This window comes from Pantoea sp. EKM103V, from assembly GCF_011800365.1.
Lineage (GTDB): Bacteria > Pseudomonadota > Gammaproteobacteria > Enterobacterales > Enterobacteriaceae > Pantoea > Pantoea anthophila.
The window spans coordinates 158,395-181,636 of the sequence record NZ_JAALFQ010000008.1 but is presented as its reverse complement, the minus strand read 5'-3'; the positions used below and the strand labels follow the sequence as shown (position 1 = coordinate 181,636).

22 protein-coding genes and 1 pseudogene are annotated in these 23,242 nt (G+C 58.1%); 16 read left to right on the top strand and 7 right to left on the bottom strand.

All coding sequences use genetic code 11. The features are described from left to right. Window positions 1–8: 8 nt before the first annotated feature. Window positions 9–569, bottom strand: coding sequence for a YtfJ family protein (locus HFD97_RS16340; RefSeq protein WP_167432228.1), 561 nt, complete (start codon window positions 567–569; stop codon window positions 9–11). 315 nt (window positions 570–884) lie between these two features. Here HFD97_RS16340 and HFD97_RS16335 point away from each other — a divergent pair, with 315 nt between their 5' ends. Continuing rightward, window positions 885–1,091, top strand: a complete 207-nt coding sequence (locus tag HFD97_RS16335; protein ID WP_003855513.1) for a DUF1107 domain-containing protein — start codon at window positions 885–887, stop codon at window positions 1,089–1,091. A gap of 50 nt (window positions 1,092–1,141) precedes the next feature. Here HFD97_RS16335 and HFD97_RS16330 read toward each other — a convergent pair whose 3' ends face one another. Further along, a complete protein-coding gene (locus HFD97_RS16330; protein ID WP_009087434.1) occupies window positions 1,142–2,470 on the bottom strand; it encodes a hemolysin family protein in 1,329 nt (442 codons plus the stop codon). 516 nt (window positions 2,471–2,986) lie between these two features. Between HFD97_RS16330 and HFD97_RS16325 the strand changes: the two genes are divergently transcribed. From HFD97_RS16325 to HFD97_RS16315, 3 genes are read left to right on the top strand one after another with little or no spacing between them, the layout of a single operon-like run. After that, window positions 2,987–4,702 (top strand): autotransporter assembly complex family protein, encoded by a 1,716-nt coding sequence (locus HFD97_RS16325; RefSeq protein WP_181161960.1) that lies wholly within the window; start codon window positions 2,987–2,989, stop codon window positions 4,700–4,702. Next, complete coding sequence (locus HFD97_RS16320; RefSeq protein ID WP_167432229.1) at window positions 4,699–8,466, top strand: translocation/assembly module TamB domain-containing protein; 3,768 nt, start codon at window positions 4,699–4,701, stop codon at window positions 8,464–8,466. Before HFD97_RS16325 ends, HFD97_RS16320 begins: the two co-directional genes overlap by 4 nt. Window positions 8,467–8,468: 2 nt before the next feature. Beyond that, on the top strand, window positions 8,469–8,822 hold the full coding sequence (locus HFD97_RS16315; protein WP_009087429.1) for a gamma-glutamylcyclotransferase: 354 nt from the start codon (window positions 8,469–8,471) through the stop codon (window positions 8,820–8,822). 60 nt (window positions 8,823–8,882) lie between these two features. Here the strand turns inward: HFD97_RS16315 and ppa are convergent, their stop codons facing one another. From ppa to HFD97_RS16300, 3 genes and pseudogenes are all read right to left on the bottom strand, one after another. Then, the gene (ppa, locus tag HFD97_RS16310; protein ID WP_167432230.1) at window positions 8,883–9,413 is read right to left on the bottom strand and encodes an inorganic diphosphatase; all 531 of its coding nucleotides are present in this window, start codon (window positions 9,411–9,413) and stop codon (window positions 8,883–8,885) included. A gap of 100 nt (window positions 9,414–9,513) precedes the next feature. After that, window positions 9,514–9,963 carry a DUF441 domain-containing protein gene (locus HFD97_RS16305; RefSeq protein ID WP_009087425.1) on the bottom strand — a complete coding sequence of 150 codons (450 nt, stop codon included), beginning with the start codon at window positions 9,961–9,963 and terminating at the stop codon, window positions 9,514–9,516. A 59-nt stretch (window positions 9,964–10,022) separates the two neighbouring features. Continuing rightward, window positions 10,023–10,433 (bottom strand): annotated as a pseudogene (locus tag HFD97_RS16300) (lysozyme inhibitor LprI family protein). 171 nt (window positions 10,434–10,604) lie between these two features. On the opposite strand from HFD97_RS16300, the gene HFD97_RS16295 reads away from it, so the two are divergent. Further along, window positions 10,605–12,164 carry a methyl-accepting chemotaxis protein gene (locus tag HFD97_RS16295; protein ID WP_009087420.1) on the top strand — a complete coding sequence of 520 codons (1,560 nt, stop codon included), beginning with the start codon at window positions 10,605–10,607 and terminating at the stop codon, window positions 12,162–12,164. Window positions 12,165–12,210: 46 nt separating this feature from the next. Here the strand turns inward: HFD97_RS16295 and fbp are convergent, their stop codons facing one another. Continuing rightward, the gene (gene fbp, locus HFD97_RS16290; protein ID WP_009087416.1) at window positions 12,211–13,218 is read right to left on the bottom strand and encodes a class 1 fructose-bisphosphatase; all 1,008 of its coding nucleotides are present in this window, start codon (window positions 13,216–13,218) and stop codon (window positions 12,211–12,213) included. Window positions 13,219–13,386: 168 nt separating this feature from the next. Here fbp and mpl point away from each other — a divergent pair, with 168 nt between their 5' ends. Continuing rightward, window positions 13,387–14,739 carry a UDP-N-acetylmuramate:L-alanyl-gamma-D-glutamyl-meso-diaminopimelate ligase gene (mpl, locus tag HFD97_RS16285; RefSeq protein WP_009087414.1) on the top strand — a complete coding sequence of 451 codons (1,353 nt, stop codon included), beginning with the start codon at window positions 13,387–13,389 and terminating at the stop codon, window positions 14,737–14,739. Window positions 14,740–14,830: 91 nt separating this feature from the next. On the opposite strand, the gene yjgA is transcribed toward mpl, so the two are convergent. After that, on the bottom strand, window positions 14,831–15,373 hold the full coding sequence (gene yjgA / locus HFD97_RS16280) for a ribosome biogenesis factor YjgA (protein WP_009087413.1): 543 nt from the start codon (window positions 15,371–15,373) through the stop codon (window positions 14,831–14,833). Between the two features lie 115 nt (window positions 15,374–15,488). Here yjgA and pmbA point away from each other — a divergent pair, with 115 nt between their 5' ends. From pmbA to HFD97_RS16230, 10 genes are all read left to right on the top strand, one after another. Next, a complete protein-coding gene (gene pmbA, locus HFD97_RS16275; protein ID WP_009087411.1) occupies window positions 15,489–16,829 on the top strand; it encodes a metalloprotease PmbA in 1,341 nt (446 codons plus the stop codon). 64 nt (window positions 16,830–16,893) lie between these two features. Further along, the gene (cybC, locus tag HFD97_RS16270) at window positions 16,894–17,280 is read left to right on the top strand and encodes a cytochrome b562 (RefSeq protein WP_046102594.1); all 387 of its coding nucleotides are present in this window, start codon (window positions 16,894–16,896) and stop codon (window positions 17,278–17,280) included. A 294-nt stretch (window positions 17,281–17,574) separates the two neighbouring features. Beyond that, the gene (locus HFD97_RS16265) at window positions 17,575–17,910 is read left to right on the top strand and encodes a glycine dehydrogenase (protein WP_167432231.1); all 336 of its coding nucleotides are present in this window, start codon (window positions 17,575–17,577) and stop codon (window positions 17,908–17,910) included. Between the two features lie 13 nt (window positions 17,911–17,923). After that, window positions 17,924–18,280 (top strand): SFCGS family glycine-rich protein, encoded by a 357-nt coding sequence (locus tag HFD97_RS16260; protein ID WP_009087404.1) that lies wholly within the window; start codon window positions 17,924–17,926, stop codon window positions 18,278–18,280. A gap of 2 nt (window positions 18,281–18,282) precedes the next feature. Continuing rightward, window positions 18,283–18,582 carry a DUF4312 family protein gene (locus HFD97_RS16255; RefSeq protein WP_009087401.1) on the top strand — a complete coding sequence of 100 codons (300 nt, stop codon included), beginning with the start codon at window positions 18,283–18,285 and terminating at the stop codon, window positions 18,580–18,582. A 134-nt stretch (window positions 18,583–18,716) separates the two neighbouring features. Then, window positions 18,717–19,493, top strand: coding sequence for a DUF4311 domain-containing protein (locus tag HFD97_RS16250; protein WP_009087399.1), 777 nt, complete (start codon window positions 18,717–18,719; stop codon window positions 19,491–19,493). Window positions 19,494–19,504: 11 nt separating this feature from the next. Next, a complete protein-coding gene (locus HFD97_RS16245) occupies window positions 19,505–20,146 on the top strand; it encodes a DUF4310 family protein (RefSeq protein ID WP_009087397.1) in 642 nt (213 codons plus the stop codon). 43 nt (window positions 20,147–20,189) lie between these two features. Further along, complete coding sequence (locus HFD97_RS16240) at window positions 20,190–21,320, top strand: amidohydrolase/deacetylase family metallohydrolase (protein ID WP_009087395.1); 1,131 nt, start codon at window positions 20,190–20,192, stop codon at window positions 21,318–21,320. Continuing rightward, the gene (locus tag HFD97_RS16235) at window positions 21,304–22,425 is read left to right on the top strand and encodes a DgaE family pyridoxal phosphate-dependent ammonia lyase (protein ID WP_167432232.1); all 1,122 of its coding nucleotides are present in this window, start codon (window positions 21,304–21,306) and stop codon (window positions 22,423–22,425) included. Before HFD97_RS16240 ends, HFD97_RS16235 begins: the two co-directional genes overlap by 17 nt. Next, window positions 22,422–23,162, top strand: a complete 741-nt coding sequence (locus HFD97_RS16230; protein ID WP_009087391.1) for a KDGP aldolase family protein — start codon at window positions 22,422–22,424, stop codon at window positions 23,160–23,162. Before HFD97_RS16235 ends, HFD97_RS16230 begins: the two co-directional genes overlap by 4 nt. Window positions 23,163–23,242 lie beyond the last annotated feature (80 nt).

The window sequence follows — 23,242 nt, the reverse complement described above, 5'->3', positions numbered from 1 at the left end:
GGCGTCTGCTATTTCGCCTTCAGCAGTGAGGTGACCAGAGCAATCACGTCTGTCACTTCATCCTGCGTCAGCGGGCCATCCTTCACAAATTTCACCGTGCCCTGTCTATCCAGCACGACGATGGCGGAGCTGCCCGGCTGCAGCTGCCAGGCGTGCTGCACATTGCCCTTGCTGTCGACGATAAACTGCGACCAGGGATACTGCTGCTTATTGGTTTCAATGCTGCTGCGCACAAACATGCCGGTGCCGGGGATCGCATCATCGGTGTTAACGATGGTAGTGGTCTGATAGCGGTCATGCGGCAGCTTCGCGGCCTTAATCGCCTCTATCAGCGCGGCGTTCATCTCTTTGGCGGAGGAGCGCCCGGCAATGTGCTGAATCACGCGAACTTTTCCACTCAGTTGCGCGCTATTCCAGTTTTTATAGCTAAACTTCTCCTGCTGCAGTATCAGCTCGCCTTTGTCGTTGACGCCCGTGGCGGGCACGCGGGAATCGAGCCTGAGGTCGTGGGCCATGACGCCCGTCGGCAGGAGTAATGACAGCGCCACGGCTGCCAGAATATTTCGCATCGCACTTTCCTTAAGTGATCAGACCAGTCAGTCATTTTACTGCAATAGTAAGCAGGGATGATGCGCCTGTCGTGGAAAGGTGTCAGGTTTGTTATGCCCGCCACAATTCCTTAACCAACGAAGGTTTATACTGTGTCATATGAGAGTCATAACAGACTGTTCTGTAATGATGTGTCAACTCAGTAAAAAAATTCATTTTTCGGAACACCAGTAGTGTTCGGTGTTCTATAGTTATCGCGAATTCGCGCTTCATGGGCTGGTACCTACTTTGGAAACGGCGAAGCGTGCTTTAAAAATGTACAGGAGTCAGTCAGTATGAAAATCTTCCAGCGCTATAATCCGCTGCAAATAGCGAAATATGTCAAAACGCTGTTCAAAGGAAGGTTGTATATCAAGGACGTTGGCGCGTTCGAGTTCGATAAAGGGAAAGTGTTAATCCCGCGCGTCAAAGACAAACAGCACCTGAGCGTGATGTCAGAAATTAACCGCCAGGTCGTTCGTCTCAAGCTTGAGTTCAACTAATCAAAAGGGCGCCGATGGCGCCCTGAGTGTTTTATAAGCCAGCCCCTTCGCTATCCCTGCTCGTCTTCGCTTTTTGTCATGCTCAGCACCGGCGGTCGTTCATCGATGCGGGTGACCAGCAGCTGGTCGATGCGGTAGCTGTCAATATCCACCACCTCGAACTTGTAGCCGGCAAACTTCACAAAGTCGGTTCGCTTCGGGATCTTGCGCAGCATATACATCATAAAGCCGCCGATGGTTTCGTAGTTGCCTGACTGCGGGAAATCGTCGATGTCCAGCACGCGCATCACGTCATCAATCGGCGTGCCGCCTTCAACCAGCCACGAGTTCTCATCACGCGCGACGATCTGCTCTTCCATGCCCTGACCGACCAGATCTCCCATCAGCGTGGTCATCACGTCGTTCAGGGTAATGATGCCCACCACCAGCGCATATTCGTTCATGATTACCGCAAAATCTTCACCGGCGGTTTTGAAACTTTCCAGCGCTTCGGAGAGGGTCAGCGTATCCGGCACAATCAGCGCAGAACGAATCTGCAGGCCGCTGTTCAGCGCCATACTCTGGTTGCCCAGCACGCGCAGCAGCAGCTCTTTGGAGTCGACATAGCCGACGATATGGTCGATATCCCCGCTGCAGACTAAAAACTTAGAGTGCGGATGTTCGGCGATTTTGCTCTTGAGGCTGGCCTCATCTTCATGCAGATCAAACCAGACGATGTTCTCACGCGAGGTCATGGAAGAGGGAACGGTTCGCGACTCCAGCTCAAACACGTTTTCAATCAACTCATGCTCCTGCTTACGCAGCACGCCCGCCAGCGCACCGGCTTCCACCACCGCGTAGATATCATCGGAGGTGATGTCATCTTTACGCACCATTGGCAGCTTGAAGAGGCGGAAGAAGACGTTAGCCAGACCGTTAAACAGCCAGACAAGCGGACGCATCACCAGCAGGCAGAAACGCATCGGGTTGATGATGCGCAGCGCGATGGTTTCGGGGGCGACCATTCCAACCCGCTTTGGGGTTAAGTCGGCGAACAGGATAAACAGGCTGGTCACGATGGTGAAGGAGCAGATAAAGCTGAGCTGCTCGGCCAGTTCCGGCGGGACGAAGCGGCTGAAGAGGCCGCTGAAGACCGGTGAAAAGGCAGCGTCACCGACGATACCGCCAAGGATGGCGACGGCGTTAAGGCCAATCTGGACGACGGTAAAAAACATACCCGGCGTTTCCTGCATTTTCAGGACGCGCTGCGCGTTAACGTTGCCTTCATCGGCGAGCAGTTTCAGTTTGATCTTGCGGGCGGCTGCCAGCGAGATCTCCGACAGAGAGAAAAAAGCACTGACGACAATCAGTAAAAGAATGACAAGTAAGCTATCTAACATAAGTGATCCAAAGGGTTATCCACTTGTCATTTTTGGCCTGGGCAGCGTGAGCAAGCGCGAACGGGGCGGTTACTCGTTAAACAGGGCTATCCGTGCCAAAAATGTCTGCGCCAGTTCGACAGGCTGAACGCTGCCGGGGCAGAAATGAAAACAGGCGGGATGCCTGTGGCTGCAGATTATAGCAGGAGCGCTTATCAGCCCGCCAGAGGGCAAACCGCCGGTTCGGGCGGCATTCACGGTCAGGGCGGTCAGTAGCCCGCTCAGATTTCTCTGAGTGACTCCATCAGGCGGGATCAATCCCCGTCGCAGGAGTTGTATCGATCTCCTCATTTACCGACAATAGCCCGGATATTTGACTTAGATGTTACTGCTACGCCGCCATTTGGCATAAAGTGCGGCTATGATAGGGGTGTTGCCGTTGCGGTAGTGCGGGCAAAGATGATTAATAAGCGCCCCGCGGAAAAGGGGCCGGCATGATTAACAGGAGTACAGGTGCCACGATTTCATATTTATTGCATGGCTGGCCTGCTGCTTGCTGCGCCTGCCCTTGAGGCGGCGACTGTGCGATTACAGGTAGACGGCTTAACCGGGGATCTGCAGCGAAATGTCAGAGCACGCCTCTCCACCATCGGCAGCGATGAAGTCTCCAATGATGGTCGCTTTCGTGCACGCGTCTCTGTCGCGATAAAAGAAGGCCTGCGCGCGCTGGGTTACTACGAACCTGAGATCGACTTTGAATCCCGTCCTGCCCCCGCGCAGGGGGGAAGGCCGGTGCTGATCGCGCACGTAAAACCGGGTCCGCCGGTTAAAATCGGCGGCAGCACCATCGTGCTCGAAGGGGATGCCCGCAATGATGCCGACTACAAAGAGTGGATAGCCCAGGGGCGTCCCAAAGTCGGCACGCAGCTTAACCACGGGCAGTACGATCGCTTTAAAAGCGGCTTCTCAAATCTCGCGCTGCGCAACGGCTATTTCGATGGCACCTTTAAAAAAAGCCAGCTGGGGGTGTCGGTCGAGCGGCATGAAGCGTTCTGGGATATCGACTACGACAGCGGCGAGCGTTACCGTTTTGGCGACGTGACGTTTCAGGGCTCGCAGATTCGCGAAGCTTACCTGCAGAACCTGGTGCCGTTTGAAAAGGGCGACTACTACAGCTCGCGCGATCTGGCTGAACTGAACCGTCGCCTCTCCGCCACCGGCTGGTTTAACTCCGTGGTCGTTGCACCGGAGTTCAGCAAAGGCCGGAAAACAAAAGTGCTGCCGCTGAATGCCGTGATGTCGCCGCGCACCGAAAACACCATCGAAACCGGGGTCGGCTACTCCACCGACGTCGGCCCGCGCCTGAAAGGCACCTGGAAAAAGCCGTGGGTTAATGACAGAGGCCACAGTCTGGCGGCCAGCGCCTACATTTCCGCGCCGGAACAGCAGGTCGATCTCAGCTACAAAGTGCCCCTGCTGAAAAGCCCGCTGGAGCAGTACTACACCTTCTCCGGCGGCCTGAAGCGCACCGACCTCAATGACACCAAAGCCGACACCACGACGCTGGCGATGTCGCGTAACTGGGACAGCAGCAGCGGCTGGCAGAAAGCGGTCAACCTGCGCTGGAGCCTGGATCACTTTACTCAGGGCAGCGTGACCAATACCACCATGCTGCTCTATCCTGGCGTCAGCGTAAACCGCACCCGCTCGCGTGGCGGCCTGATGCCAACCTGGGGCGACTCTCAGCGCTACTCAGCGGACGTCTCCGATACTACCTGGGGTTCAGACGTTGACTTCCTGATTCTGCAGGCGCAGAACGTCTGGATCCGTACCCTCGGCGACAGCCACCGCTTTGTGGCGCGCGGCAATCTTGGCTGGATCGAAACCAACGACTTTGAAAAAGTCCCGCCGGATCTGCGCTTCTTTGCCGGTGGTGACCGCAGTATTCGTGGCTACAAATATAAGAACATCTCACCGCGTGATGAGGATGGCAAACTCACCGGTGCGTCAAAACTGGCCACCGGCTCGCTGGAGTATCAGTACAACGTCAGCGGCAAATGGTGGGGAGCGGTATTTGTCGACTCCGGTGAAGCGGTCAACGACATCAAACAGAGTAACGTGAAAACCGGTGCGGGCGTCGGCGTGCGCTGGTCGTCACCGGTGGGTCCCATCAAATTAGACATCGCCAGACCTATCGGAGATGACGATGCACATGGACTGCAATTTTATATAGGACTGGGGCCAGAACTATGAAGCTGTGGAAAAAGGTCCTCATCGGCATCCTGATCTTTCTGGTGCTGCTGCTGGGTGGGGTGGCATTTTTAATCGGCACCACGCCGGGGCTGCATCTGGTGCTGAATGGCGCGTCGCGCTGGGTACCGGGCCTGTCAATCAAACAGGTCGAGGGCGGCTGGCGTAACCTGACCCTGAGCGGTCTGCGTTACGAAATGCCTGGCGTCAGTGTGGATGCCGGACAGATCCATCTGGCGGTGAACCTTAACTGCCTGCTGCATTCGTCGGTCTGCGTGAATGATATCTCCCTGCGTGATATCAGCGTGGTGGTCGACAGTAAAAAGATGACGCCTGCCGCGCCAGCGCCGGAAGAGGAGAGCGGCTCGACCAACCTCAGCACGCCCTATCCGATTACGCTGCGCCATCTTGGCCTGCACAATATCAATGTCAAAGTGGATGACACCGCGATTTCGCTGCTCGACTTTACCACCGGTCTGCAGTGGCAGGATCGTGCGCTGACGCTCAATCCTACCCATATTCAAAGCCTGCTGATTGCGCTGCCGAAAGCAGCCAAAGTCGTGAACGAACAGGTGGTGGAGCCGAAAGTTCAGCAGCCGCATCCGGCTGAGAAACCGCTGGGTGAAACGCTGCAGGCGATGTTTGCACAACCGCTGCTGCCTGCGCTGCCCGATTTCCGTCTGCCGCTGGATATCGACATTCAGCAGATCCTGGGAGAACAGCTGCGCATCACCGGCGACACCGATATTTCGGTCAGCCGCCTGCTGATGAAAGCGAAAACTACCGACCGGCAGATGCAGCTGACCACGCTGGAGGTTGACTCTGACCTCGGCAATCTCAGAGGCAGCGGGCAGGCGACGCTGGCCGATAACTGGCCGGTCGATTTTGCCCTGAACGGCACGGTCAACACCGATCCGATCAAAGGCGAAAAGATTGCGCTGAAACTTAACGGCGCGATGCGTGACGAGCTGAAGCTGGCGCTGAACCTCTCCGGCCCGGTGGATGCGCAGCTCAACGCCGCGACCCAGCTGGCGGTGGCGGGGCTGCCGCTGTCGCTGCAGCTGACCAGCCCGAAACTGCGCTGGCCGCTGACAGGCCCGGTCGCCTATCAGGCCGATAATCTGGACTATCAGTTCAAAGGCAAAGCCACCGACTATGTGATGTCACTGCAGACCGCCGTGAAGGGGGAGTCGGTGCCACCGGCGACCGTCTCGCTGACCGGTAAAGGCAACGTTGAGCAGTTCAGTCTCGATCGCCTGCGCGTGGCTGCGCTGCAGGGCAACATCGACCTTACCGCGCTGGTGGACTGGAGCAAGGCGATCAGCTGGCGCAGCGAACTGACGCTGGCGGGGATCAATACGGCTAAACAGTATCCCGACTGGCCGGCGCGACTGGATGGCAAAATCACCACCCGCGGCAGTCTCTATGGCGGCAGCTGGCAGCTGAGCGTGCCGCAGCTGCAGCTGAAAGGGAATGTGAAACAGAACGCCGTCACCGCAGATGGCTCTCTGACCGGCAACAGCTACAACCAGTGGACAGTGCCGGGCATTAAGCTGGCACTGGGACGCAACCAGCTGGATGTCAAAGGGTCGCTGGGCGACCGTCTGGATCTGGATGCCAGCATCAATGCGCCGCAACTCGACAATGCGCTTCCCGGTCTGGGCGGCGTCGTCAACGGGGCCATCAAAGCGCGCGGCACCCTGAAGGCACCGCAGCTGCTGGCCGATCTCAATGGCCGGGGCCTGCGCTGGCAGCAGATGCGGATTAATCGCGTTACGCTCAAGGGCGACGTACGCTCTGACGAACAGGTGGCGGGCAAACTGCAGCTGCGTGTCGAACAGCTGCAGCAGGATGCGCTGAACATCGGCCTGCTAACCCTGAATGCTGACGGCAATGAGCAGCAGCATCAGCTGAAACTCAACGTGCAGGGTAAACCGGTCTCCGGCCAGCTGGCGCTCAACGGCAGCTTTGATCGCCAGACGCAGCGCTGGCGAGGGTCGCTGAACGACACCCACTTCGATACGCCGGTGGGCGAATGGCGACTGACCCGTGCGATGGCCATCGACTATCTCAACAGCCGTCAGACGGCGACCATCGGACCGCACTGCTGGCAGAACCCCAATGCCCGCCTCTGCGTGCCGGAACCGGTTGAAGCGGGCCCGGAAGGTCATGCCCATGTGGTGCTGAACCGCTTTGACCTGGCGATGGTGAAACCCTTTATGCCGGATGCCACCCAGCTCAGCGGCCTGTTCAGCGGCGACGTGCGCGTCAACTGGACGGCTGACGGGGCGCTGCCGACCGGAACGGTCGCGCTGAAGGGCAACGGCGTGAAGGTGGTGCAGGATGTGCAGGGCAATAACCTGCCGATCGCCTTTGATACGCTGAACCTCAATGCCGCACTGCGAAACGGTCGCGCGCAGCTCGACTGGCTGATCCGCATTGCCGGTAACGGGCAGCTGGATGGCAACGTGCAGATCGACGATCCGCAAAGCCGCCGCACGCTGGGCGGTAACGTCAACATCCGCAACGTCTCACTGGCGATGCTCAATCCGGCGCTGATGCAGGGCGAGAAGATCAAAGGCAGCCTCAACAGCAGCCTGCGTCTTGGCGGCAGCGTGCAGCAGCCGCAGGTCTATGGCCAGCTTGGCCTGACCGGGGTGGATGTGGATGGCAACTTTATGCCGGTTGACCTCACGGCCGCCAGCCTCAACCTGGTGTTTAATGGCATGAGCTCCACCCTGAACGGGCTGGTGCAGACCAGCCAGGGCAACATCAACCTCAGCGGTAATGCGGACTGGAGCCAGCTCGATAACTGGCGCGCCCGCGTCGCCGCGCAGGGCAGCCGGGTTCGCGTCACGGTGCCGCCGATGGTGCGCATGGATGTCTCGCCGGATCTGGTCTTTGAAGCGACGCCTGCCGCCTTTAACCTCGATGGACGGGTCGATATTCCGTGGGCGCGCATTACGGTGCAGGAAGTGCCGGAGAGCGCCACGGGCGTTTCGTCGGATGAGGTGATGCTGGATAAACAGCTGAAGCCGATTGCGCCACAGACCGCGGCGATTCCGATCAACAGTAACCTGGTGATCCACGTCGGCAACGATGTGCGCCTCTCCGCCTTTGGTCTGAAAGCGCGACTGAATGGCGACCTGAAGCTGGTGCAGGATCGGTCGGGCCTCGGCTTAAACGGTCAGATCAACATCCCGTCCGGCCGCTTCCACGCTTACGGTCAGGATCTGATCGTGCGTAAAGGTGAACTGCAGTTCGCCGGCCCGCCGGATCAGCCCTACATCAACCTGGAGGCAATTCGTAACCCGGATGCCACCGAAGATGGCGTCACCGCGGGTCTGCGCGTCACCGGCCTGGCGGATGAGCCGAAAGCGGAGGTCTTCTCCGACCCGGCGATGTCGCAGCAGGAGGCGCTTTCTTACCTGCTGCGCGGTCAGGGACTCGGCAAAGATGGCGACAGTAATGCCCTCACTTCTGCGCTTGTGGGCTTAGGGGTTGCACAAAGTGGGCAGGTTGTGGGTAAAATCGGGGAGACTTTCGGTGTCAGTAATCTGGCTCTTGATACTGCGGGTGTTGGCGACAGCCAGCAGGTGCAGGTCAGCGGCTATGTACTGCCGGGTCTGCAGGTAAAATACGGTGTTGGCATATTTGATTCACTGGCGACGTTAACCTTGCGTTACCGCCTGATGCCCAAACTCTATCTGGAAGCCGTGTCCGGTGTGGATCAGGCTCTCGATTTGCTCTATCAGTTTGAGTTTTAGCAATGCGAATAATTGTCTACGGCAGTTTACGGCGCAAACAGGGAAACAGTCACTGGATGACGAATGCGCAGTGGCTGGGTGATCACCAGATTGAAGGCTTTGAGCTTTACAGTCTGGGCCATTATCCCGGCGTTATTGAGGGCAACGGCGCGGTACAGTGTGAAGTGTACCGCATTGATGCCTCAACCCTTGCGGAGCTGGATGCGCTTCGCACCAAAGGGGGAGAGTACAAACGTTTTCTGACTCAGACGCCGTTTGGCAGTGCATGGCTTTATGTCTATCAACGCTCAGTGGCAGGACGCCAGCGCATTACGAGCGGCGACTGGCTGAAGCGCGATGCGGAGCCAGAGGCCTGAACAAAAACACCGTCCTGATGGACGGTGTTTTTTTTTTCGACTCACAAACGGGCAGCAGGCTTATTTCTTCTGTGCGCGCTCGAAAGAGGAGATGATTTCGGCTTTCGCGGCTTCGGCGTTGTCCCAGCCATCCACTTTCACCCATTTGCCTTTTTCCAGATCTTTGTAGTGCTCAAAGAAGTGGGTGATCTGCGCACGCAGCAGCTCTGGCAGGTCGTTCACATCTTTGATGTGATCGTACTCTTTAGAGAGTTTGGTGTGCGGCACGGCAACCAGTTTGGCATCTTCGCCAGACTCGTCGGTCATTTTCAGTACGCCAACCGGACGGCAGCGGATCACGGAGCCCGGTACCAGTGGGTACGGGGTCGGAACCAGTACGTCAACCGGGTCACCATCCAGAGAGAGGGTGTGGTTGATATAGCCGTAGTTGCATGGATAGAACATCGCGGTAGACATGAAACGGTCTACAAACAGGGTACCAGACTCTTTATCAACTTCATATTTGATCGGATCAGCATTCGCTGGGATCTCAATGACAACGTAGATATCTTCTGGCAGGTCTTTACCTGCTGGCACCTGGTTCAAACTCATCGGGTATTCCTTCAGTAGTCGTATGTTGAGTGTCGGCTATTATAGCCAACTGACTCTGAAAGTATGCCCTCTTTTTGGCGTTTCGGAATGCGCCCTAAGGCTACTTCGCCGACACCAACAGCGAAACGATTCCTGCGGCTATCAGTGGCCCTACCGGCACGCCTCGGAAGAACGCCACGCCAATCACCGTACCAATCAGCAGGCCCCCGATAACTGACGGCTGAACGCTCATAAAACTGACGCCACGACCGCCGAGCCAGGCCACAAAAATGCCCACCAGGATAGCCACAATCGACTTCCAGCTGGCAAAGGATTTGATCAGCGCAGCGGCCGGCAGAGAGCCGCTGGCCAGCGGGGCCATCACGGCCACCGTCAGGATAATGATGCCTAAGGTAATGCCCTGTTTTTCCACGTAGGGGAAGAACTGTGCCAGCGGGGTCACTTTAATCGCCAGCAGCACCAGAATCGACAGGGTGACCGCGTTGTTGTGCACGAAATAGCTCAGCACGGCGAGGCCAATCAGAATAAGCGTTGAAGCATAGGCGGCCATGGTTTCTCCCTGAAGGTCAATGAACGCGCCAGCCTCAGCCAGCGCAAAATCGGGTCAGATCAGCAGTCGTCGGGGTTAGCGCAACTGCCCCTTGCCATCGCCTGCAGCATCTGCGCCTGATTGCGCACCAGGCTCAGACGCTGGGCGCTCAGCGCCACGCTGCCCAGAGAGCCCTGTGAACTGAGCTGGCTGTAGCCCGCCTCAAGCCAGCTGTCCCGATAGCTCAGCCAGGCGCGCTGAGCGGCACGCAGTTTATCCCGGGGTTCGCCGTTGAGGGTTTTCATCAGCCTGCCGTACTCCTTATTCATCGCCTGATCCTAGGCCTGAGTGGCGGCAGCGTAACACTGGTTCATGTCCAGCGTGGTCCGGGCGTTATTCAGGCAGCGGTCGAACGAGGCTTCTGACGGCAGATCCCCCGCTATCGTCACCGTGCTGGTCAGCAGCAGCGTCAGAAACAGGCCTGCTTTCATCGTGTTTCTCCGGGTTGAGGGTAAGCGGCGATTAGCTTGATTGATGTTTCCGTGATGATCAAGCTGTTAACACTCAATCAGGGTTAAAGTTTCGGTCCGTTACTGCCGATATCTGTTCCGTTTTAGGGCCGCTGGACATTTCGCCTATTCTCATAAACGGAAACGATCAAGATGAAACAGTTATCACTTCGCACGGGGTTGCTGGCGCTGCTGGCATTTATGACACTGCTGCTGTTGGCGGTGAGTTTTATGGGTATTGTGGCAATTAACAAAGGGAACCGCTCGCTGGATGTTATCAACCGCATTCAGGGGATCGAGCTGAACAGTCTTTATCAGAGCAATGCAGATTTAATGCGGGCCCGCGCTAACGCGGCGCTGGCGGTACGAAAAATTGAAATCGGCATGCTGGAAGAGGGCGCCGCCGTCACCCGACTGTCGCAGGCGGATGTCGACTCCTCCCAGCAGCAGCTCAAGCGCTTTATCGATGCCGGAACGGTAACGGCACACGGTAAAATGCTGGCGGATGCGATTTCAGCGAGCTACAAGGCCTATCTCGACCAGGGCATCAAGCCGATGATGAGCGCCCTGGACAAGCAATACACCGACGAGTATTACCAGCTGCTGGAAGGCAACCTGGCGACGCTGGCGGCCAGCTACAACAAGGCGGTCACGGACTTCAGCCAGTTCGCCGATCAGGTCACGGCGGCGCAGCTGGTGCAGGCTGCCCATAACGAAACCAAAATGAAAATCCTGATCGCCGTGGCGGTGGCCTTAACCCTGCTGCTGCTGGTGCTCGCCTGGCAACTGCTGCGCCGGATGCTGCTGCAGCCGCTGGATAGCGCGATTGTGCATCTTGAGCAGATCGCAGCGGGCGATCTCTCTCAGGTGCTGCCGCCGTCCAGCAACAACGAGCTGGGACGCCTTAACCATGCGCTGACCGGGATGCAGCAGTCGCTGCGTCACTCCGTCAGTCAGGTGCGTGAGGCGAGTATGCAGATCGACCTCGGCAGCCGTGAACTGGCCGCCGGCAACGTCAACCTGTCACAGCGTACGGAAGAGTCTGCCGCTTCGCTTGAGCAGACGGCGGCCAGCATGGAGCAGCTGACGGCAACGGTGCGGCTTAACGCCAGCAACGCTCAGCAGGCCCATCAGCTGGCAAATGCGGTCTCCGATACCGCCGACCGCGGCGCGGAAGTGGTCTGCTATGTGATGGAAAAAATGCATGAGATTACCGACAGCGCCAATCGCATCGGCGATATTCTCAGCGTGATCGACGGCATCGCGTTCCAGACCAACATCCTGGCGCTCAACGCTGCCGTTGAAGCGGCTCGTGCGGGCGAGCAGGGCCGTGGCTTTGCGGTGGTGGCGAATGAAGTGCGTACGCTGGCGCAGCGCAGTGCTAATGCAGCCAAAGAGATCCGCACGCTGATCAGCGATTCACAGTCGCGGGTCAAAGAGGGCAGTGAGATGGCGACGCGTGCCGGGGAAACCATGGATGAGATTTCCGGTGAGGTGATGCGCGTGACCTCACTGATGAAGGAGATCTCCATGGCGTCTGACGAGCAGAGCCGTGGCATCGAGCAGGTGAATCTGGCGGTCACGCAGATGGATGTGGCGGCGCAGCAGAATGCGGCGCTGGTGGAGCAGGCGAAGGCCGCGACCGAGTCGCTGGAAGCGCAGTCCGATCAGCTTCAGGCAACCATGGCGCAGTTCAGATTGCAGCCAGCGTGATAAAAAAAAGGGCGCGATAATCGCGCCCTTTTTTATCTCTGCCGCATTAGCCCTGACGGCAATCCGGGAACTCAGCCAGGAAACGCTCAACGTCGTTGACCATTGCCTCGTTGCCGCAGTAGAACGGGCAGCGCTGATGCAGCGTGACCGGTGGAATGTCCAGAATACGTCTCTGACCGTCGCTGGCTTTACCGCCTGCCTGCTCCGCCAGGAACGCCATCGGGTTGCACTCATAGAGCAGACGCAGCTTGCCCTGAGGATGGCTGGCGGTGCTGGGATAGAGGTAGATGCCGCCTTTCAGCAGGTTGCGATGGAAATCCGCGACCAGCGATCCGATGTAACGTGAGGTGTAAGGACGGTGCGTAGGCAGATCCTCTTCCTGACAGAACTTCAGATATTTCTTCACGCCCTGCGGGAAACGAATGTAGTTACCTTCGTTGATGGAGTAGGTGTAACCGGTCTCCGGGTAGGTCATACGTTCATGGCTGAGGCAGAAGACACCCAGCGACGGATCGTAGGTAAAGGCATGCACGCCTGCACCGGTGGTGTAAACCATCATGGTGGAGGAGCCGTAAACCACGTAACCGGCCGCGACCTGTTTGTTGCCGGGCTGCATGAAATCCGCTTCAACCACCGGGGTGCCCGGTTCGCTGACGCGATGATAGATAGAGAAAATGGTGCCGACAGAGACGTTAACGTCGATGTTAGACGACCCATCCAGCGGGTCCATTAACACCACATACTTGCCGTTCTCCTCACCTTCGAAGATGACGAACTCGTCTTCTTCCTCAGACGCGATACCGGCGACAATGCCACGCGCTTTCAGTGCGGCCTTCAGTTTTTCGTTGGCAAACAGATCGAGCTTCATCTGCTGTTCACCCTGAACATTTTCCACACCACTGGCACCGAGGATATCCACCAGACCGGCTTTATTGATGTCGCGGTGGATAATTTTGGCACCCAGCTTGATAGCTGAGATCAGCGCCGTCAGTTCCCCTGTGGCGTGCGGAAAGTCGTGCTGCTTCTCGACGATAAATTCGCCCAACGTTTTCATAACACATTCCCTGAATCTGCGATGGAGTGGCAGCACGCGTAACAGTCTGCCAACGGATGCGTACGCAGTTTAGCCGATTGAACTTCAAAAACCATAGTCCTAATCCGTTTCTTCCGTCTGCGAGCAGGGTTACACTGTGCGCCGAACTTTAGAGTAATGGATCACGTTATGCGCATTCACATCCTCGGGATTTGTGGCACTTTTATGGGCGGCTTGGCCGTGCTGGCCCGTTCACTTGGTCATCAGGTGACCGGTTCAGACGCCAACGTTTACCCGCCAATGAGCACATTGCTCGAACAGCAAGGCATTGAATTAACAGAAGGTTACGATGCGAGCCAGCTCGACCCGGCCCCTGACCTGGTGATTATCGGTAATGCGATGACGCGCGGTAATCCCTGTGTGGAAGCGGTGCTGGAACGCAACATTCCTTACCTCTCCGGCCCGCAGTGGCTGCACGATTTCGTGTTACGCGACCGCTGGGTGCTGGCGGTGGCGGGAACCCACGGGAAAACCACCACAGCCGGCATGGCAGCGTGGATTCTCGAGGCCTGCGGCCTGGAACCCGGCTTCATTATTGGTGGGGTGCCAGGAAACTTCGATGTCTCGGCAAAATTAGGAAAAAGTCCATTCTTCGTCATTGAGGCGGATGAGTATGACTGCGCCTTTTTCGACAAGCGTTCCAAGTTTGTCCATTACTGCCCGCGTACCCTGATCCTCAACAACCTTGAGTTCGATCACGCCGATATCTTTGACGACCTGCGGGCGATCCAGAAGCAGTTCCACCATCTGGTCCGGATCGTGCCGGGCCAGGGCAAAATCCTGCTGCCGGAGCATGACGCCAACATCAGGCAGGTGATGGCGATGGGCTGCTGGAGCGAGCAGGAGAGCGTGGGCGACCACGGGCGCTGGCAGGCGAAGAAGCTGACGCCCGATGCCTCGCACTGGGAAATCTGGCTCGACGGCGAGAAGGTCGGCGAGGTGAACTGGGCGCTGGTCGGCGAACACAATATGCATAACGGGTTGATGGCGATCGCCGCCGCGCGTCATGTAGGTGTGAAACCGGAAGATGCAGGCCAGGCGCTGAACAGCTTTATCAATGCGCGTCGCCGGCTGGAGCTGCGTGGCGAAGTGAACAGCATCAAAGTGTATGATGACTTTGCGCACCATCCGACCGCGATTCTGGCAACGCTGGCGGCCCTGCGCAGCAAGGTTGGCGGCAGAGCGCGCATTCTGGCCGTTCTGGAGCCTCGCTCGAATACCATGAAGATGGGCGTCAGCAAAAACGATCTGGCGCCGTCACTGGCCCGGGCAGATGAGGTCTTTCTGTTCCAGCCGCACCACATTCCGTGGCAGGTTTCTGACGTCGCCGAAGCGTGCATTCCGCCTGCGCACTGGAGCGCAGATATCGATACGCTGGTCGAGATGGTGGCGAAAGCCGCACAGCCAGGCGACTCGATTCTGGTGATGAGCAACGGCGGGTTTGGCGGCATTCACCAGAAGCTGCTGGACAGACTGGCCTGAGATGACGGGCGCCCGTAACGGGCGCTCATTTTCCGGTGACGTTCTGACGTGCTTCCTGCTACCGGTCACGACAGACCGGCTGTCCGGGCTATCAGGCTTCGGCCAGTTCGCGCAGGTACTGGAAAATCTGACGGGCTGACTTCGGCGGCTTGTTGCCCGCTTTCTCTTTCTGCGCGTTGCGGATCATACTGCGCAGCTGCTGACGGTCGGCGTCAGGATAGAGTGCAATCACGTCGCTGATCGCCTCATCGCCCTGTTCAATCAGACGATCGCGCAGCATTTCCAGTTTATGGAACAGCGCAACCTGCTGGTTGTGGCGGTTCTTGAGCTTGTCCAGCGCAACGCGGATCGGCTCGACATCAATACTGCGCAGCAGTTTACCGATCAGCTGCAGCTGACGGCGACGGCCCTCTTTCTTAATACGTTGCGCCAGTTCGATCTCGGTGCGCAGGCGCTCATCCAGCGGGATCTTATCCAGCGAGTTTTTACCCAGTTCTACCAGTTCGGCGCCCAGGCGTTTTAACTCTTCGGCATCACGTTTAATTTCACTCTTACTGACCCAGATAATCTCTTCATCTTCCTGTTCGTCATTATCTGGCACATCGTCGAGCCACTCATCGGGCTGTCTGGTCATTTCCGGGCTCCCAAAAAAAAGAGGCTAATCCTACCAGTTTATCGGGTGACTGCGAAATTGTTCTCTGACTCTGATAGACTCAAATCATTCACACATAAGATTAGACGGCAGGTCGATGAACGTATCTACTCAGGTTGCAGAACAGCGAAAAGTACTGGAGCAGGCGATTGCGCAGGCACTTGAACTGGCTAAAGCAAGCACTGACAGCGCGGAAGTAGCGGTCAGTAAAACCACCGGCATCGGGGTCAGCACCCGCTATGGCGAAGTGGAAAACGTCGAATTCAACAGCGACGGTGCGCTGGGCATCACCGTCTATCATCAGAACCGTAAAGGCAGCGCCTCATCGACCGACCTCAGCCCGGACGCGATCAAACGTACCGTGCAGGCGGCGATCGATATTGCGCGCTACACCTCGCCCGATCCCTTTGCCGGCCCGGCGGATGCGGCGCTGCTGGCCTATGATGCGCCAGATCTGGATCTCTACCACCCGTGGGAGATCGATGCCGACCGCGCCATTGAACTGGCCGCGCAGGCCGAAGAGGCTTCACTGCGCGCAGACAAGCGTATCACCAACACCGAAGGCGGCAGCTTTAATAGTCATGTCGGCATTAAGGTGTTCGGTAACAGCCATGGCATGCTGCAGAGCTACTGCTCAAGCCGTCACTCGCTCTCCAGCTGCGTGATCGCTGAGCAGGATGGCAACATGGAGCGCGACTACGCCTACACCATCGGCCGCGCGTTTGAGGATCTGAAAAGCCCGGAGTGGGTCGGCGCAGAGTGCGCGCGTCGCACGCTCTCCCGTCTTGCCCCACGCAAACTTCCGACCATGAAAGCGCCGGTGATTTTCGCCTCTGAAGTGGCGACCGGCCTGTTTGGTCATCTGGTCGGGGCGATCAGCGGCAGCAGCGTTTACCGGAAATCAACCTTCCTGCTGGACGCGATGGGTCAGCAGATCCTGCCGGAGTGGCTCACCATCAGTGAGCAGCCGCACCTGCTGAAAGGGCTCGCCTCGACGCCATTCGACAGCGAAGGGGTGCGCACCCAGGCGCGCGACATTATCCAGGCGGGCGTCCTGCAGACCTGGCTGTTAACCAGCTACTCTGCCCGTAAACTGGGCCTGACCAGCACCGGTCACGCGGGTGGCATTCACAACTGGCGCATTGCCGGTCAGGGCCACAGCTTTGACGATCTGCTGAAGCAGATGGGCACCGGTCTGGTGGTCACCGAACTGATGGGACAGGGTGTCAGCGCCATCACCGGTGACTACTCGCGCGGTGCGGCCGGTTTCTGGGTCGAAAATGGCGTGATTCAGTATCCGGTCAGTGAAATCACCATCGCCGGTAATCTTAAAGAGATGTGGCGCAATATGGTGACTATCGGCGACGATATCGAAACCCGCAGCAATATTCAGTGCGGTTCAGTCTTACTGCCTGAAATGAAGATAGCGGGACAATAACGACGCATTCCTGAAGCAGCCTGTTGGCTGCTTTTTTTTTCGTCACAATAAAAAGGAAGTAATGATGCGTAAGCAGCTAATTGCAATGTTGTCGGCTTCTCTGATGTTCTCCAGCGTCAGCCTCTGTGCGGCGGATCTGGAGCAGGATATGGACACGCTGAATGCGAACCTGAAAATCGTTAAAAAAACGGACGATGCCCGGGAGATGCAGCAGGCATTAACCCGGATGCGTGCTGCAGCGCAGGATGCGAAGCAGTCCACGCCCGACAAGCTGGAAGGTCAGCCTGCTGACAGCGCGCAGATCAAAGATTATCACGCCGGTCTCGACTCTCTGATTGCGCAGATCGACGTGGTCAGCACGCTGGCGAAAGCGAACAACGTGGAGGGCGCAAAGCGCGAAGCCGCGAAGTTTGATGAGATCCGCAATACCAACCATAAGAAATTCCGCTAATCAGACCGCCGGTCAGCCCGACCGGCGGTTTTTTCCATCACTTCTGCTTATCACCGCGCCTTAAAACGTATCGGACCTGCCGTGATGTTGCACAACATCAAGATCCGGCACGGTTAAATTCATTATTTTGCGCACAAAGAGTCATTTTTCGCACGAAGTGTGCACTCTGCGATCTGACGCACAGCCTTCACCTCAATTTCCGCTTGCTGCTGGAAATGTTGCCTCTCCACAGCAGGAGCCGGGACGGTTAATTTATTTTCAACGCGAATTATCCGGTTCAACAGGAGTAACAAGGTGAGCAATAACGGCATCCCGGTGTATGAAGCGCCACCGGAGAAAGTGCAGCAACTGGCAGAACGTGTCATGACGCAAATTGCGGCGATCTATCAGCAGCATGGTATCCAGCCCAACGTCGTTCAGCAGCAGATGCTGGAATCCCACGTCCGGGCCATGGCATCACGCTCTCTGAGTGGCGAGCCGCTGCCGGAAGTGGAAGCGGAGCTGTTTGAGGATATTCCGCCGGAAACCGTCGCGCTGGCGCAGCAGGTGGTGGATCTGTTTGGCAATCTGCCGCGTGAAGAGGCCTGGCTGCTGTCGGTTCACATTGAAGTCGCACGATCCAATAACTGAAGAGGAAAAGAACATGGTGACAGTCGTGATTGGCGATCGTTTAGGGAAAGGACAGAAAGTGGCCGCAGGTATCGAAAAAGCGGGTGGCCGTGCGGTGGTGGTGCCGGGTGTGGCGGCGGACATGAAACTGGGTGACGTCATGAAGGCAGAAAACGCCGACTTCGGCATCTCGTTCTGCGGCAGCGGCGGCGCAGGTGCCATCACCGCGCAGAACAAATATGGCTACAAAGCGAAGCATGGCATGCGCTCTATCGATGAAGGGGTAACCGCCATCAACGAAGGGGCCACCGTACTGGGCTTCGGCTTTATGGACAAAGAAGAGCTGGGTGAGCGGCTGGTGCAGGCCTGGAACAAGAAGCACGGCAGCTGATTATGAAAGAACACTACGTTACCCAGGTGACGGTCGAGGGCAAAGGCGACACCAAAGCGAAAGCCTTCGCCGATGCCCTGAGTCGTGTGCAGAACCAGGTTCTGCGCGCGACACAAAAAATTCTGCTGCGCATTGAACCTCAGGATGTCCGGGTGCTGCGCGCGCAGGAGAGCGTCAGGACCGAGAAGTTTCTCTTCTTCTTTCTGGCGCGCCAGCGGCGGAACTACAGCGTCACGCTGGAGATCACCGTCAGCGTCACCGTTTTCGACACCGAACAGGTGACGTTTACGGCGGCATCATAAAACAGCGCCTGTTAACGTCAGCCTGTCTGTAGCCCGCTCCTCTGCTGTCGCGCACGCGCGGCGGGCAGGCCGGAGTGAGGCGGCGGCGGCTGAAGTCTGACGGGATTAAAAAAACGACAACAAGGTACAACAACATGTTTTTAATCATTTTGTTTAAGTCGTTGATCATTGGCGGGCTGGTGGGCGTCGGCGTCGGCGCGGGTGCCGCACGCATGTTTCATGCGCCAACCACCCAGGGGATGGGCGCCTTTCGTACGCTGGGCGAGCTGAACTCATGCGAAGGCGATCCCGCTTCCCACTTCTCGTTTGGTCTCGGCTTCTTTTTCAACGCCTGGGCATCCTCTGTTGCAGCCGGTTCATTCACCCAGGATGTGGATCACCGCATCATTCCAAACTGGGGTGCGGCGGCACTGATGGTCAAAAACCGCAACGTGGCGGAAACGCTGCACAATCCGAAAAAAATGGCCATCGCCTGCGGCATTATCGGCATGGTCGTGGTCGCCTTCCTCAACTCCACCGCCTCGGCCGTTCCGGCGGCGCTTCAAGTCACGGCCGTTAAAGTGCTGGTGCCGGCGGCTAACCTGCTGGTTAACACCGTCATGCCGGTCATCTTCTGGCTGGCGGCCATCGACGCGGGCAAAAAGTCAGGCTTCTGGGCCACCATTTTCGGCGGTCTGGCACAGCTGATCATGGGTAATGCCGTGCCGGGCCTGGTGCTGGGTATTCTGATCGGCAAAGGGGTCGAAGAGAGCGGCTGGAACCGGGTCACCAAAGTGATGATGACCGCCATCGTCCTGCTGTTTGTGCTGAGCGGCTTCTTCCGCGGTTTCGATATGAAACTGCTGCAGTCCTTCCAGCTCGGCATTCCCGGCTGGCTCGACATGATCCATAACTCCGTCAGCGGCAAATAGGAGGCGATGCAATGAACGAAAATAAAGGCTTCTGGTACGCCGACTGGTCTTTCCCGATCTTTGTTGGCCTGCTCTCCGCCGGCGTGTTTGCCGGAACCCACATGTACTACCTCTATGGCATCGGCGCGTTCAACGAAGTGGCGTTTGTGTCGATGCTGCGCTCTGGCATGGAGACCGGCGTCTACGGCGCGGTCGCCGCCTTTGGCGCCAGCTTCCTGTTCGCCCGCATTATCGAAGGGTCGCTGGTGGGGATTCTGGATATCGGCGGCGCGATTCAGACCGGTGTCGGCCTGGGCGTTCCGGCCCTGCTGCTGGGCGCGGGTATCGTCTTCCCGGTGGCGAACTTTGCCGCCTCGCTGGCGACGGGTCTGGTGATTGGGGTGGCGATTGGCTACGTCATTATCCTGGCGCGTAAATTCACCATCAATCAGAGCGACTCCACCTACGGCGCAGACGTCATGATGGGCGCGGGTAATGCCTCCGGACGCTTCCTCGGCCCGCTGATTATCCTGTCAGCCATGACGGCGTCGATTCCGATTGGTCTGGGTTCACTGCTGGGGGCGCTGCTGTTCTATCTCTGGAACAAGCCGATCACCGGTGGCGCCATCCTCGGCGCCATGATCCTCGGTGCGATTTTCCCGATCGCGCTCTGATCTCACCGGCAGCCCGGTAGCGGGCTGCCGTTAAGGAGAAACCATGTACGACTTGATTATCCGCGCTGCACGACTCAGCGATGAGCAGGTGGTCGACATCGCGGTGCAGGATGGCCGCATCGCCGCTGTTGGCCGGGTGCAGGGCAGCGCACGCCAGGAACGCGACCTGGCGGGTCGCTACTACCTCAGCGCAGGCTGGATCGACTCCCACGTTCACTGCTATCCCAAATCCCCCATCTACCATGATGAAGCCGATGCGATAGGCGTGGCCCACGGCGTGACGACGGTGGTCGATGCGGGCAGCACCGGTGCCGATCATATTGATGACTTTTACCAGCTGACCCGCGCGGCGCAGACTCAGGTGTATGCCCTGATCAACATCGCCCGCACCGGTATCGTCACTCAGAACGAACTGGCCGACATGAGGCAGATCGATGGCGAGGCGGTGCAGCAGGCGGTGGCCCGGCTGCCCGATTTTATCGTGGGGCTGAAGGCGCGCATCAGCAGCAGCGTGGTGGGTGAAAACGGTATCCAGCCGCTGATCCGCGCGAAGGCGATTCAGCAGCAGAGCGGCGGGCTGCCGCTGATGGTCCACATTGGCAACAATCCGCCCAATCTTGACCAGATTGCGGATCTGCTCACCACGGGCGACATCATCACCCACTGCTTTAACGGCAAACCCAACCGCATTCTGACGCCGCAGGGCGAACTCAAGGCCGCCGTTAAACAGGCTATCGCGCGCGGCGTGAAGCTTGATGTCGGCCACGGCGGTGCCAGTTTCAGTTTTGAGGTCGCCCGGGTGGCGATAGCGCAGGGCATTCTGCCCGATACCATCAGCTCTGACATTTACTGCCGCAACCGTCTGGCTGGCCCGGTTCACAGCCTGGCCCATGTCATGTCGAAATTCTTCAGCGTCGGCATGACGCTGCCGCAGGTGATTGACTGCGTGACGGTCAACGCGGCGGCAGGGCTGCGGCTGCCGCGCAAGGGGCAGCTGAAAGTCGGCTATGACGCCGACCTGACCATTTTTAGCGTCAAAGAGGAAAACCGGCCCTTCATCGATTCAGAAGGTGAAACGGTAACCGGTGAGAAGCATCTGGTCCCGCTGGCGGCAGTCGTCGCGGGTCAGTGGATCGCGACAGAAGAAGGAGCAGCACATGACCTCGGTTTATGAAAAGTATGGCCTGAAGCCGGTGATTAACGCCTCTGGCCGTATGACGATTCTCGGCGTCTCCACGCCGTCGAGCGACGTGATCGACACGGTGAAATATGGCCTCGATCACTACTTCGAAATGAAAGACCTGGTCGATAAAACCGGGGCTTACATCGCCGGTCTGCTGAAGGTGGAGAACGCGGTGGTGGTCTCCTGTGCCTCGGCAGGCATCGCCCAGAGCGTGGCGGCGGTCATCGTAAAAGATAACGAATGGCTGCTGGATAACCTGCATGCCGCGCCGCTTAGCGTCCCGCATCAGATTGTGGTGCCGAAAGGGCATAACGTGAACTACGGCGCACCGGTCGGCAGCATGGTGGCGCTGGGAGGCGGCCAGCTGGTGGAGGCGGGTTACAGCAATGAGTGTTCGCCCGCGCAGCTGGCGGCGGCGATCACCCCACAGACCGCGGCGATCCTCTATGTGAAATCGCATCACTGCGTGCAGAAGAGCCACCTTGATGTGGCGCAGGCTGCCGCCGTTGCGCGTCAGCACGGCGTCCCGCTGATTGTCGATGCGGCCGCAGAAGAGGATCTGCAGTGCTACTACGAAGCGGGCGCCGACCTGGTGATCTACAGCGGTGCAAAAGCGCTGGAAGGCCCGACCAGCGGCCTGGTAATTGGCCGCCACCACTACGTTGAGTGGGTCAAACGCCAGACCAACGGGATTGGCCGTGCAATGAAAGTCGGCAAAGAGGGCATTCTCGGCCTGACCCACGCGATTGAAAACTATCTGACTCAGCCAAAAATCAGCGGCGCGCAGATGGTGGAAAAAATGACACCGTTCATCGAACAGCTGAATCATCTGAATGGCGTCACGGCCCGCGTGGTGTGGGATGCCGCCGGCCGTGACATCGCCCGTGCAGAGATCAAATTTGACGAAGCGGCGATCGGGCAGCGCACCGGCGATCTGGTGCAGGCGCTGAAAAAGGGCGACGTCGCGATCTATTTCCGTGGCTACAAAGCCAATGAAGGGATCATTGAGGCGGACGTACGCAGCGTCAGCGCCGATCAACTGCACACCATTTTCACCCGTATTCAGACGCTGTTAACCGGAGAGAAAACCGCATGACGCTGACCCCCAACTTCTATCAGGATCGTCTCTGCCTTAACGTACTGGCGGGATCAAAAGAGAATGCGCGCGCCATCTGGCAGGCGGCCGAAGGGCATGTGCTGGTCGGCGTGCTGTCAAAAAACTACGCCAGCAATGACGCTGCTATCGCCGACATGAGCGAGTACGCTGCGCTGATCGACAACGCACTCTCAATTGGTCTGGGCGCGGGCGATCCCCGGCAGTCACAGATGGTGAGTGAGCTGGCGGAGGTGCTGCAACCCCAGCATGTCAATCAGGTCTTCACCGGCGTGGCTACCAGCCGGGCGCTGCTGGGCCAGTCGCAGACCGTCGTCAACGGTCTGATCTCACCCACCGGCACGCCGGGTAAGGTAAAAATCTCAACCGGCCCGCGCAGCGCAACACAGCCTGACGGGATCGTTCCGATCGAAACCGCGATTGCCATGCTGCAGGATATGGGCGGCAGCTCGGTGAAATATTTTCCGATGGGCGGTTTACAGGCGGTGGATGAGTATCGCGCCGTAGCAGACGCCTGCGCAAAAATGGATTTCTGGCTGGAGCCCACCGGCGGCATCGATCTGGAGAACGTCGGCGAGATTGTGCGCATTGCGCTGGAAGCGGGCGTCAGCAAAGTGATCCCGCACGTCTACAGTTCGATCATCGACAAAGCGAGTGGTGAAACCCGGATCGAGGATGTGCAGCGGTTGCTGGCGATCTGTAAAACGCTGCTGCCCTGAGGATCGCGCCGCGCGGCAGGCCGATCGGGTGGCAGGCCGCGCACGCAACATGGACGTTGCGTCACGATCCCCGTAGGCTG